Origin of the sequence: Helicobacter sp. CaF467b, from assembly GCF_022664765.1 — a bacterium.
In the GTDB taxonomy this organism is placed as follows: domain Bacteria; phylum Campylobacterota; class Campylobacteria; order Campylobacterales; family Helicobacteraceae; genus Helicobacter_D; species Helicobacter_D colisuis.
Window position 1 is genome coordinate 1 of record NZ_JALAIY010000007.1, and the last position, 12,660, is coordinate 12,660.

Annotated in this window: 14 protein-coding genes; all 14 read left to right on the forward strand. The window is 31.9% G+C overall.

From position 1 onward, the window contains the following. The coding region (locus MKD52_RS08485; RefSeq protein ID WP_242100016.1) for a hypothetical protein at nt 1–542 on the forward strand (542 nt) is incomplete at its 5' end. Nucleotides 543–554: 12 nt separating this feature from the next. Then, a complete protein-coding gene (locus tag MKD52_RS08490; RefSeq protein WP_242100017.1) occupies nt 555–767 on the forward strand; it encodes an SPASM domain-containing protein in 213 nt (70 codons plus the stop codon). Next, on the forward strand, nt 764–1,897 hold the full coding sequence (gene rffA / locus MKD52_RS08495; protein WP_242100018.1) for a dTDP-4-amino-4,6-dideoxygalactose transaminase: 1,134 nt from the start codon (nt 764–766) through the stop codon (nt 1,895–1,897). The genes MKD52_RS08490 and rffA overlap by 4 nt, the downstream gene beginning before the upstream one ends. Next, nucleotides 1,897–2,766: a glucose-1-phosphate thymidylyltransferase RfbA gene (rfbA, locus tag MKD52_RS08500; protein WP_242100019.1), complete on the forward strand. Its 870-nt coding sequence runs from the start codon at nt 1,897–1,899 to the stop codon at nt 2,764–2,766. The genes rffA and rfbA overlap by 1 nt, the downstream gene beginning before the upstream one ends. Nucleotides 2,767–2,771: 5 nt before the next feature. Continuing rightward, nucleotides 2,772–3,797: a dTDP-glucose 4,6-dehydratase gene (gene rfbB / locus MKD52_RS08505; protein WP_242100020.1), complete on the forward strand. Its 1,026-nt coding sequence runs from the start codon at nt 2,772–2,774 to the stop codon at nt 3,795–3,797. Nucleotides 3,798–3,849: 52 nt separating this feature from the next. Then, nucleotides 3,850–4,875, forward strand: a complete 1,026-nt coding sequence (locus tag MKD52_RS08510; protein ID WP_242100021.1) for a radical SAM protein — start codon at nt 3,850–3,852, stop codon at nt 4,873–4,875. 10 nt (nt 4,876–4,885) lie between these two features. After that, entirely contained in the window at nt 4,886–6,241 is a 1,356-nt protein-coding gene (locus tag MKD52_RS08515) for a hypothetical protein (RefSeq protein ID WP_242100022.1), read from the forward strand. Nucleotides 6,242–6,356: 115 nt separating this feature from the next. Beyond that, nucleotides 6,357–7,310: a radical SAM protein gene (locus tag MKD52_RS08520; RefSeq protein WP_242100023.1), complete on the forward strand. Its 954-nt coding sequence runs from the start codon at nt 6,357–6,359 to the stop codon at nt 7,308–7,310. Between the two features lie 9 nt (nt 7,311–7,319). After that, nucleotides 7,320–8,393, forward strand: coding sequence for a TDP-N-acetylfucosamine:lipid II N-acetylfucosaminyltransferase (locus MKD52_RS08525; protein WP_242100024.1), 1,074 nt, complete (start codon nt 7,320–7,322; stop codon nt 8,391–8,393). Beyond that, on the forward strand, nt 8,390–9,214 hold the full coding sequence (locus tag MKD52_RS08530; protein ID WP_242100025.1) for a WbqC family protein: 825 nt from the start codon (nt 8,390–8,392) through the stop codon (nt 9,212–9,214). Before MKD52_RS08525 ends, MKD52_RS08530 begins: the two co-directional genes overlap by 4 nt. Next, the gene (locus MKD52_RS08535; RefSeq protein ID WP_242100026.1) at nt 9,192–9,716 is read left to right on the forward strand and encodes an acetyltransferase; all 525 of its coding nucleotides are present in this window, start codon (nt 9,192–9,194) and stop codon (nt 9,714–9,716) included. The genes MKD52_RS08530 and MKD52_RS08535 overlap by 23 nt, the downstream gene beginning before the upstream one ends. 37 nt (nt 9,717–9,753) lie before the next feature. Next, nucleotides 9,754–10,647: a formyltransferase family protein gene (locus MKD52_RS08540; RefSeq protein ID WP_242100027.1), complete on the forward strand. Its 894-nt coding sequence runs from the start codon at nt 9,754–9,756 to the stop codon at nt 10,645–10,647. Then, nucleotides 10,644–11,666 (forward strand): TDP-N-acetylfucosamine:lipid II N-acetylfucosaminyltransferase, encoded by a 1,023-nt coding sequence (locus tag MKD52_RS08545; protein ID WP_242100028.1) that lies wholly within the window; start codon nt 10,644–10,646, stop codon nt 11,664–11,666. Before MKD52_RS08540 ends, MKD52_RS08545 begins: the two co-directional genes overlap by 4 nt. Next, entirely contained in the window at nt 11,663–12,442 is a 780-nt protein-coding gene (locus tag MKD52_RS08550; protein ID WP_242100029.1) for a class I SAM-dependent methyltransferase, read from the forward strand. Before MKD52_RS08545 ends, MKD52_RS08550 begins: the two co-directional genes overlap by 4 nt. The last annotated feature ends 218 nt before the right edge of the window (nt 12,443–12,660 follow it).

Below are 12,660 nucleotides of genomic sequence, written 5' to 3' on the forward strand. Positions count from 1 at the left end.
CACCCCCCACACCCCCCCCACCCCCCCCCCCCCCCCCCCCCCCCCCCCCCCCCCCCCCCCCCCCCCCCCCCCCCCCCCCCCCCCCCCCCCCCCCCCCCCCCGGGTATAGTGAATTTGCCGCTTCTTATCCTTTTGTAGATTGCCATACGGGATTTCCTTTGATTTGGTTGGCTCAAAGATTTAAAAGCAAGAGAATGAAAAAGAGTTATTGTTATTGGGCGATTAAAATGGGCTTTATTAAAAAGAGTGATTTTTATAAATCTTGGAGATTTGCTAAAAAATATCTTTTTTATCGATCTTATAAAGAAATGGATGCAATTTTTAAGGATAATGGTTTTATGGTTAAGGATATTACTTATTTTAGAAGAGAAAATCGTCTTTTATTGGATGGTGTAGGGACATTGAGGGAGCTTTTTAATTATAAATTTCTTAGAAAAAAGGGAAATTCTAGTGAAATTGGGTGGAGCGTTAGAGTGTATTTATATTTTCATGTTATATTCTATCGCTTAATGGTTAATCGCGTTGTATTGCTATTGAAATAGGTGAGGCTTTTAATGGGCAATATTTATCAGGATAGTTTTGAAACAATTTGGAATGGTCCTGCATATAATCAATTAAGAAAAGAAAATCTTTTTCATGATTTTAAAATTTGCTTGGCTTGTGAAAAATGCACAACAAGACTAGTGACAACTTTGAGCGAGGAAGCAAATAAGATTGATATGGGGACGCGAAGAATATTTATTTTTGATAAAGATGAGGATAGATGATTTCATTAAATAAACCTTATATTACTCAAGAGGAAATTGACAATGTGAATATGGCTATGATGAGTAGTCAGCTATGTGGCAATGGTGAATTTAATAAAAGTGTTCAAAGTCTTTTTAAAAGTTTGTTTGGTATTCGCAATATTTGTTTAACGCCATCGGCAACAGCTTCCCTAGAAATGAGTGCCTTGCTTTTAAATATTCAAAAAGGTGATGAGGTAATTATGCCTAGCTTTACTTTTGTATCCACCGCTAATGCTTTTGTTTTAAGGGGTGCAAAAATTAAATTTGTCGATATCAATCCTTTAACAATGAATATTGATGAAGAAGCTATAGAGTGCGCAATAACTGCAAAAACAAAAGCAATTGTTCCAGTGCATTATGCAGGGATTAGTTGCGATATGGATAGATTGTTAGAAATTGCTAGTCAGTTTGGAGTTGCTATTTGTGAGGATGCAGCACAAGGGGTTAATGCCTTTTACAAAGGCAAACCTTTGGGGGCAATTGGTCAATTTGGAGTCTTTTCTTTTCATGAAACAAAAAATTATACTAGCGGTGGAGAGGGTGGTGCATTACTTATTAATGATGAAGCGTTTTTGGAAAGGGCAAAAATTTTACAAGAAAAAGGAACAAATCGTGATGCTTTTTTGCAGGGGATTACTGATAAATATACTTGGGTAGATATTGGATCTTCTTATTTGATGACAGAAATACAGGCTGCTTTTTTGCAAAAGCAATTGGAAAAAATAGAAGTCATTAATCAAAAAAGATTAAAAATTTGGCAGAGATATTTTGACGAATTGGCAGAATTAGAAAAAAAAGAAAAAATTAAATTACCCTTTGTTCCAGAATATAGCAGACACAATGCACACATTTTTTATATAAAAGTTAAAGATTCACAAGAGCGGAAGGAATTATTAAAATTTTTAAGAGAAAATGGAGTTGGTGCAGCTTTTCATTATATTCCATTGCATTCTTCAAAGGCGGGTATGGAGTATGGAGAGTTTGTTGGTGTCGATCATTATACAACAATAGAAAGTGAAAGGTTGTTGAGGTTGCCAATTTATTGTGATCTAAAAGAATACGAACAAGAAAAGATTATATCTTTAATCTATCAATTTTGGAAAATGTAGTGAAAGGTATTGTTTTAGCAGGAGGGAGTGGGACTAGGCTGTATCCAGCAACTTTAGGAGTTTCAAAGCAACTTCTTCCTATTTATGATAAGCCAATGATTTATTATCCGTTGTCTGTTTTGATGTTGGCACAGATTCGGGAAGTTTTGATTATTTCTACTCCCAAAGACACTCCGCGTTTTGAAGAAATATTTGGGGATGGAAGTTGGCTTGGGATGAAGATTAGCTATTGTGTGCAAAAATCCCCAGATGGTTTAGCACAAGGGTTAATTTTGGCAGAAGATTTTATTCAAAAAGATGAAATAGCTTTGATTTTGGGTGATAATGTGTTTTATGGGCAGGGGTTTTCTCCTATGCTTTTAGAAGCAAAACAAAGAACAAAGGAAGGAATGGCAACTATTTTCCCTTATCGCGTTAAAAATCCTAAGAGTTTTGGAGTTGTAGAGTTTGATTCTAAAGGCAAAGTGTTAGGTATAGAAGAAAAACCACAGAATCCTAAAAGTAATTTTGCAGTTACAGGACTTTATTTTTATGATAATGAAGCTATTAGTATTGCAAAAAGTCTAAAGCCTTCATCGCGTGGGGAATTAGAAATTACAGATGTTAATAATGTCTATTTGAAGCAGGGTAAATTGTATGCACAAAGTTTGGGTAGAGGATTTGCTTGGCTTGATACTGGAACGCATGATAATCTTATCGAAGCTTCTAGTTTTGTGCAGACTATTGAGCTTAGGCAGGGTTATAAGGTGGCTTGTTTGGAGGAGATTGCTTATCATAATGGCTGGATTGGAGAGGAGCTACTTGTAGAGAGGGCAAGTCTTTTGAAAAAAAGTGGCTATGGAGATTATTTGAATAAGATTTTGGAGTAGGATATTTGAGACGAAATATCTTAATAACAGGTGGTGCTGGATTTATAGGAAGCAATTTTATTATTTATTTTCTTGGTAAATATTCTCATTATAAAATCATTAATTTAGATTTATTGACTTACGCTGGAAAATTAGAGAATCTAAAGGAAATTGGGTGTAATGAGAATTATACCTTTATTCAAGGCGATATTTGCGATAGTGAGCTTGTGGCAAGAATTTTTAGTAAATATGAAATTACAGATGTGATTCATTTTGCAGCCGAATCGCATGTGGACAATTCTATTCTTAATCCTCAAGCATTTATTCAAACAAATGTTAATGGGACTTTTAACCTTTTGCATCATTCGTATTTAAATTGGTTTGATTTTCCTAATAAACCAAAAACAGGCAAAGAAGATTGCGTATTTCATCATATTAGCACCGATGAGGTTTTTGGAAGTTTGGGAGAGAGCGGATATTTTAGCGAAACCACTCCTTATGCTCCAAATTCTCCTTATAGTGCTTCTAAGGCTTCCAGTGATATGTTGGTGCGTAGCTATCATCATACCTATGGGCTTAATACTTTCATTACTAATTGTTCTAATAATTATGGTCCTAAACAACACGATGAGAAGCTTATTCCGACGATTATTAGAAATGCTTTGAGGGGGAGCGAGATTCCAATTTATGGAGATGGCAAGAATATTAGAGATTGGCTTTATGTGGAAGATCATTGTAGGGCTATTGATCTTGTTTTTCATTCTAGATTTTTTGGAGAGAGCTTTAATATAGGGGGAAATAATGAAAAGAATAATTTAGAAATTGCGACTTTGATCTGCGATATTCTTGACAAAAAGAAACCACAAAATAAGAGTTATAAAGAACAGATAGGTTTTGTCCAAGATAGAGCGGGGCATGATAGGCGATATGCTATTGATTCAAGTAAGATTCAAAAATATTTGCATTGGAAAGCACAAGATTTTTTTATTTCGCTTTTTCATACTATTGAATGGTATATTCAATATTATTGTAGAGATGGGGGGGGGGGGTAATTTATATCTTTTCCTCGTTGTGTATAAAAAAGATATATGGTGGAAGATTTAGATGAATATTAACCACTTTAATGCTGATGAGAAAATACTTTATTATAGTGATAAAATTGATTATTTTATGAATTTTCATCGCACTTTAATTGTTACAGAACTTGATCTAACTAATAAATGTAATCATAGGTGTCCAGGTTGTTGTGGGCACAATGAAAATAATCAAGAATTATCAAAAGAACAGATTTTTAAAATTGCAGAAGGTTTGAGGGCATTAGGTAATCAAGGGGTAATTTTATCAGGAGGTGGGGAACCTACAATTAGTCCCAATTTTGAATATGCAGTGAAAATACTTAAAGAATATGGAATGAAGATAGGTTTGAATTCACATGGCATGAATCTTGATGAAGCTAAATGTGAATTAATCGCTAAGGATATGGAATATTTTAGAATTTCTTTAGATGCTAGTAGTGCTGAAATGTATGAGAAGATTCACGGGATGAAATCACATCATTTTCAAAAAACTATTGAAAATATTAAAATGTTTGTCACAATTAAGAAGAAGCTTAATTCTAATGTGAGTTTTGGAGTTGGCTTTTTAACCAATCGCGAAACGCAAAAAGAAATGGAGGAATTTGTCAAGATAGCAAAAGAAAGTGGGGTAGATTTTGCCCAATTTAGACCATTCATAGGAGATACTTTTAATGTTTTACCTCAAGTGAAATTATTGCAGGAAAAATATGAAACGCAGAATTTTAAGATTGTGGCAAGTTATCAAAAATATAAAGAAATGGATTCTATTAAATCCCAAGATAGGGGCTACAAAAAATGTCATGGTATGTTTTTTAGCACAGTTATTAGTGCAGACTTTAAGGTGTGGGCTTGTTTGCATTTTAGACAAAGCCAAAAGCATTTTTTGGGCGATTTAAATGAAGTAACTTTAGAAGATATTTGGAGAGGTGCTAGGATACGCGAAGTTTATGAGAGTATTAATTGTGAAGAATGTCCAATTTTGTGTCGCAATGATAGTTTTAATAAAACTTTAGATAGATTTTCAAGACAAACGATTAATAAAGAATTTTTATAAAAGGATTGGTATGGAATATTATATTTATCCAGCAGGTGGGCATGGTAAGACACTTTGTAGTATGATTAATTTTTTAGATAGCTCGGTAAAGATTAATTTTATTGATGATGCTTATGATGAAATTTCATTAAAGAAGCAAGCAGAAGCGATTCTAAAAAGTGGGAGTGAAGTGCTTTTGGCATTGGAAAAAAGAAATCCTAATAGTAAGAATATTTTAAATCATTTAAAAGAGAATTTGAAGTTTTATGGAATTAAGAAATATAAAAATAAAATGTTATGGTATTCAAATTGTGTTGTAGAAAAATGTAAAAAAAGGATTAATGAGAATCGATGGAATTCCAAAAACATAATAGGTATAGGTGTTTATAATCTTGGTGGAGAAAAGCATTTGGGATATATTGATAAAGAGTTAAAAGAAAAAGGTTTCAAAATACTTTATTTATGCTCCAATGATATTTCTTATTGCAAATATAGTCAGTATGATGGTGAAGATAGCTATGCTATTCCTTTGCCTATAGAATATTTTGATTTAGTGGATTTTATTTGGGGGTTGTATATGACTACGCCTTTGCTTAATAGGAATCCTAAAGTAAAATATTTTTATCAACCGCATGGAATTGCTGATATGGCAGAGGGAATTTTGCGTTTTGGGGGAGTGGAGGAGATGATGGAAATCTTAAGATTTCCAGATTATATTTTTACAACTACTAAAAGTGAATTTGAGATCTTAACACAAGTCTTTAGTGATTATCATTTGCGTTCTAATATTATTAAAGCAGGTTATCCTGCATTTGAAATTACATTAAAAGAATATCAAGAAGAAGGAAATAAAGATTCGGTGTTGGTAGCAATGCCTGATGAGAGTGATTTATCAGATATTAAAGAAGGAATCAACTTATTATTAAAGAATAATATTAAAGTAATTTTTAGACCTGGGTTTGGTTGGAAAAAAAGTGTTGTTGATGAATTTATAGAATTTTACAATGGATGGTCTAATTTTAGCGTTGATTGTGGTGAAAGAATTTCTACTCGAAGCTATCAAAGATCTTTTGCAGTTATTGTTTCTGCTTCTTCAGTGGGTTATACTTTTCCTATGACGACTTTATGTCCTGCTATTTTATTTTTTAAAGATAAAGATATAATTGATAGGAATTATAATGGATTTAAGTATTTTAATTCTCATTTGCATTTATACGCAAACGATCCAAACGAACTTTTAGGACATATTTTAAATGTCAAAAATTGCTACAAGGATTATCAAAAGAAAATTTTAGAATATAGAGAAACAGAAGTTTATCACTTTAATCAATCAAGTGCTTTTATTGCTCAAGTTTTAAGGGAGATTTGGAGCGGGAATTCAAAGTAGATGAATTTCCTAAAAAAGCTTAAGCTGTTGAGATGATGAAAAATATTTTGAAAGTTTCAATATTTGCCTGATTTAAGTATTTTTAGGTTAGAATCGCTCATTTTAAGGAGTATAAATGTATGGATTTCAAAAGCACTTAAGCAGAGAATTTCCCTCTCAAATTACTATTGATGTAACGCAATTTTGTAATTTAGCTTGTATCCATTGTCCACATAGTAGTTTTTCCAAATCAGAATCTTTTAGTGGCGCTAACCTTGATGAAGGTATTCATCAAAAATTTATCGATGAGGTTGCAACTGATGGTTTTGGCTATTGTGAGTATTTGCGTTATACGGCAAATGGTGAAACGCTTATTCATCCAAAGATTGGAAATATTTTAGCTTATGCTTGTAAAAATTCTAAGACAAAAGTTAATGTAACCACAAATGGAATGTTGCTTGATGAGAAAAAAATTGCTATGCTAATAGAATGTGGTGTTAATGCAGTCGATATTAGCATTGATGCTTTTAAAGAAGAAACATACTCTAAAATAAGAATTAAAGGTGTTTTGAGTATTGTTAGAAATAATGTGTTGAATCTTATTAAAGCTGTTCAAAACCATAATAGCAATCTTAAAGTCATTGTAAGTTTTGTTGAACAACCACTTAATAAGAATGAGAGTGTAGACTTTAGGAATTTTTGGGAAGAGAATGGGGCTTATTATGTGGTGATTAGAAAGTTGCACTCAGCAGGTGGGATTAAGAAGCAGATTAAAGGGGATATGCAAGAGAATTTTAAGGATATTCAGAGAAAGCCTTGTCTATACCCTTGGGAAAGGTTATTGTTAATGCCTACTGGAGAAGTCAGTTATTGTCCTACTGACTGGGCTCATCAAGGAGTTCTGGGAGATTTAAGAACAATGACAATTAAGGAGATTTGGCAAGGTGAAGCTATGGAAAAATTACGCCAAGCTCATTTGAAAAATGATTTTTCTCATCATAGTTTTTGTGGGCAGTGCCCAGATTGGGTTTATACGAAGTGGCCTTTTGAATGTGGCAAGAATTATGCGGATATGATGCGTAAAATTTAAGGAATATTTGTGAAATATGATTTTTTTCATATTATTGTATATGAGGAGAAATTTACTCCACAGCTCGTTATTAAATTAAATCAATATTTTTTAGATAAAAAAACTTATTATTGTTTAGTGGATAAAAAGGGAATAAATAGTTTTCCTAAGGAGTTATTTGCATACAATAATGTAATGATTTATCGTGGAGTTAAAGATTTTTTAAAAGCCTTTAGGGTTGCTAAGAGTGCAAAAATAGTAATTTATAATGCACTTTTTTATCGATTTTTTTTACAAATGCAATTATTGTTTCTTGGTTTTCTAAAGAAAAAAGTTTGGATTGTATGGAGTGCAGATATGTATTTGAGGGATTGTAGCACCTTATTCAAGAAAGTTTATAATTATTTTTTGATTTCTCGCTTTTCTTATGTGGCAACTCCTATTGCTGGAGATTTTGAGGCTTTTAAAAGGATTTGGGGGTTTAAAGTTGTGAATCTTCCTTTTTGGTTTCCATTTTCGAGTGATATTTTATCTCTTCCTAAAAACAATAAAAAACAAGATGGTATATTTATACAAGTTGGAAACTCTGGACATATTACAAATCAGCATTTGCAAGTCTTAGAAATATTGAAAAAGTATAAAAATAAAAATGTAAGGTTGGTATTGCCAATGTCTTATAGTTGTACTGACCAATATAGAGAAGAGGTAAAAAAAGCATTTTTTGATGTATTTGGAGAAGAGAGAGTTTTTGTGTTAAAAAAAAATCTTGAGTTTAGAGAATATGTGGAACTAATCGAAAAAATCGACATAGGAATATTTAATCATTATGTTCAAGAAGCTGGGCATAATATTGTCATGCTCTTAGCATTAGGAAAGAAGGTTTATATTAATTCCAAAAATACCTTGCTGAATATGTCAAAAAATATTTTTAAAGTTGATGTGTTTGATATTGTTGAATTGTATGATTGTGGTTTTAAAGAAATGGTGGAGTGGCAAAAAGAAAATCAAATAAGGAATATGGAAATTATGAGATATTATGTGAGTGATGATTTTTTCATTTTTAAAATCAGTGAATTTTATCATATTTTAGAGAATAATTTATGAAAAAAGTAGCGATTTTGCAGTCAAATTATATTCCTTGGAAAGGTTATTTTGATTTAATAAATAGTGTTGATGAGTTTATTTTATATGATGATGCTCAATATACAAGGAGAGATTGGAGGAATCGTAATCTTATCAAAACACCCAAAGGGGTTTTGTGGCTTACAATTCCTGTAGAAGTAAAGGGAAAATATTATCAAAGTATTGCTGAAGTTAGAATCGATGGGCATTATTGGAGGGAAAAACATTGGAAAAGTCTTGTGCAGTTTTATGCTAGAGCAAAATATTTTAAGAATTTTTGTGGAATTTTTGAAAGACTTTATTTAGAGGATAAATCAGAATTTTTATCGGAAGTGAATTATTTGTTTATCAAAGCTGTTAATGAGATTTTGAATATCCAAACAAGGATTAGATTTTCTAGTGAATTTAGTTTTGGAGGAGATAAAACAAAAAAGATTCTTGATATTTGTAAGCAGTGTGGAGCAGATGTTTATTTGAGTGGTCCTGCGGCAAAAGTTTATTTTGATGAAAATGCAGCAAAAGAGGAAGGAATAGAGGTAGAATATATGGATTATAGTGGTTATAGAGAGTATCATCAGCTTTATCCGCCATTTGTTCATGGGGTGAGTATTGTGGATTTGATTTTTAATGAGGGGGAAAATGCAAAAATGTATTTGAAAAGCTTTGCTAAAATGCAAAAATCTTGCGGGGGGGGGGGCTATTTAGGCTATTTTTTATTTTATCTTTCTTTAAGCTTCTTATCACTTCTTCAATTTTTTACCATTTATATAAGGATTCAAAATGGCGTATCTAACGCAAAATGAATTAGAATCCTTGGGTTTTAAATCTTTAGGAAAAAATGTCAAAATTTCCACAAAAGCTTCTTTGTATAATCCAGAGTTAATGGTTTTGGGTAATAATTGTAGGATTGATGATTTTTGTGTTGTTAGTGGAAATGTGAGAATGGGGGATAATGTAACTATGGCTCCATTTTGTCTTGTGGCTGGTGGTTCTAAGCTTGAAGATTTAGAAAATGGTGGAATCATTATTGAAAATAATGTTGTATTTGCTTATGGAGTGAAGGTTTTTTCAAGAAGTGATGATTATTTGCAAATTGTCAATAAAGAAACATTTATAAAAAGTGTAAAGATAAGCAGGGATTGTATAATAGGGACTAATTCAGTAATTTTTCCGGGGAGTTATTTGGGAGAGTTTTGTTCTATTGGGGCTATGAGCTTTGTTAAAGGAGAATGTAAAAAGTATGGTGTTTATGTAGGAATCCCTGCGAAATTTAGAAGATTTAAATTGCGGGGGGGGGGGCAGTAATAGCTTTTTTTGCTCCTTTGTTGCTTAAGGTGGCTTAATGGAGAAGATTTGCTTTTGTTTGCTTGGGTATAAAGGATTTTATGTTTTGCAAGAAATTTTAAAAAGTGTATTTGCGGAATGTATAGCATGTGTTGTGTGTGCGAGAGATAAAGGGCAAAGGGATTATTATGAGGAAATTTATCAGTTATGTGTGAAGAATCAAATTATTTTCTATGATAGAGGGCAAATAGAGCTGGAGGATAAAAAATATATTTTTGCTATAGGGTGGAGGTGGATTATTAAAAGTAATGGAAAAATATTGGTTTTACATGATTCTATTTTGCCTAAATATCGTGGATTTAATCCTTTGGTAAGTGCATTGGTTAATGGAGATAAAAATATTGGGGCTAGTTTGCTTTTTGGTGAGAATGAATATGATAGTGGAGATATTCTTATGCAAAAGAGCATTGAGATTGATTATCCTATAACAATATGGGATGCTATTCAAAAGATAGCAAGATTGTATGTGGAGATTGTTATTGATTATCTTAAGAAACACCATAATCAACAATTGATGAATGGGATACCTCAAAATAGCGATGATGCTTCTTATAGTTTATGGAGAGATTCGCGGGATTATTTTATTAATTGGGAGTGGGATTGTTGCAAAATAGAGCGTTTTATCAATGCAGTTGGGTATCCTTATGATGGTGCAAAAAGTTATTTGAATGGGAGAATTGTTAGGATACTTGAAGCAAGGTCTTATGCAGATGTTAAGATTGTTAATAGGGATTGCGGAAAGATTATTTTTATCAAAAATGGTAATCCTGTAGTGGTGTGCAAAAAGGGGCTGTTAGAGATACTTAAAATTGTAGATGATAACAATAAAGTTATCTTGATTGATAAGATTCGTTTGAGGTTTGAGGCATCTAAAAATAGGGGATTACAATGATTTTACATATTTTGTCTTCAGCAACTCATTCTGCGAAGTTTGTAGAATTTATGGGAAAGTATTTTGATTTAAATAATCATAGGTTTGTGTATGTTCGTCCTGATATTTGTAAGTATGGATTGAGTAGTTTTGAGTATGTAGAGCATATTGACAATGTTTGGAAGCAAATGAAGCTTATTTGGCTTATGAATCGTGCCTCTAAGATTATTTTGCATGGATTGTGGAGGCATGAAGTAATAAGGTTGCTTTATTTTCAGCCTTGGCTTTTGAAAAAGTCTTATTGGGTGTTGTGGGGAGGAGATTTTGTATTGGGAAAAAGTCATTATAGCAAAAGACATAATTATATCATTAGAAATATTGGATATTTTATATCTATTGCTGGAGATTATGAATATGTAAAAAATGAATATTCCCCTAAAGGAATGCCAATTTTTATGCATAGTTTTTATCCGGCAAATATATTTTGTGGAGAATTACGCATTGCCAATAATGGAGATAAAACTATTATTTTGGTTGGTAATTCAGCTGATCCACTTAATAATCATAGGGAAATCTTGGAAAAATTGAGTATTTATAGAGATAAGGATATTGAAGTTATTTGTCCTTTGTCTTATTGTGGGACAAAAGAATATGTTAATGAAGTGGTTAGCTATGGAACAAATATATTTGGAAAGAAATTTAAGCCTTTGTTGGAGTTTATGAATGTTAAGGATTACTTGAAAGAGTTAGAATCTGTGGATATAGCGATTTTTGCACATAAAGTTCAACAAGCATATGGAAACATTATTCAGTTATTGGGAATGGGTAAAAAAGTATATATGAGAAAAACGACAGCTTACAATGAATTAGTTAAAAATGAGGTTGTGGTTTTTGATTTTGAAAGTGATATAGTGTTGGATAAAATTGAAATTCAAGTTGCAAAAAATAATTACTATCAAATGAGAACTATTTATTCATTAAAGAATACATTGCAAGAATTTTCTTCTCTTTTTGAACAATTACCAAAGGGTAATCAATGAGTCAAGGGGGAAGGAATAAAATGAGTTTTAGAGGAAAATTTGTTGATTATTATGAAATATTTTTTGCTGATAAGAAGTTTGACGATCTTTCGATAAAAGTTATTGAGTTGTGCAAAAAATATATTAATGATTTTGAATATATTTTAGATTTTGGTTGTGGAACTGGAGTTTTTGATATAAGATTTGCCAAGGAGGGTTATAATGTTTATGGTGTTGATATCAGTAGAGATATGATTAAATATGCAAAAGAACATAATTTTTTGAATAATAAAATAAAGTATATCAATGGTGATATAAGAAATATTAAAATAGATAAGATATTTGATGTTGTCTGTGCATTATCTCATGTGATTTGCTATCAAGTTAGCAATGAGTCTTTAATGGGAGTATTTATGAATGCTTATAAGCATCTTAGAAGAGGTGGGATATTTATTTTTGATGTTTATCATCAAGCAGCTATTATGAAAAATGGATTTGAATCTAGAATTAAAAAAGTTGAAAATAAAGGAGTAAGAATTACTAGATTTTCAAATATTAAAAATTATAGTATAGAAAGTTATTTTAAAGTATATTATCAATATCTAATTGAGGACAATTGCTCTCCAATATTTTTGAGAATGAGTGATAAAATGCGTTATTTTTCGATTAAGGAGTTGGATTTTTATTTAAGGGCTGCTGGATTTAGCAGGGTTGATTTTATGGGTGATATTTTATTGCGGGGGGGGGGCAAAATAAATGAAAAAATGAATAATATCTATGTTGTTGCTGTAAAGTAAGAATATATTTGTTACAATTCTGCAAGATATTTAGCTGGAGGATAAATGTGTAGCATTTGTGGGGGGAATTATCCGTTAGAATTGGTTAGGAAGGCTTCACAAACAATGGTGCATAGAGGTCCTGATTTTAGCGGAGAATTCAGTGATGGGGTGGTTGCTTTAGCCCATAATCGCCTAAGCATTATTGATTTGGATAGTGAGGCTAATCAGCCCTTTGC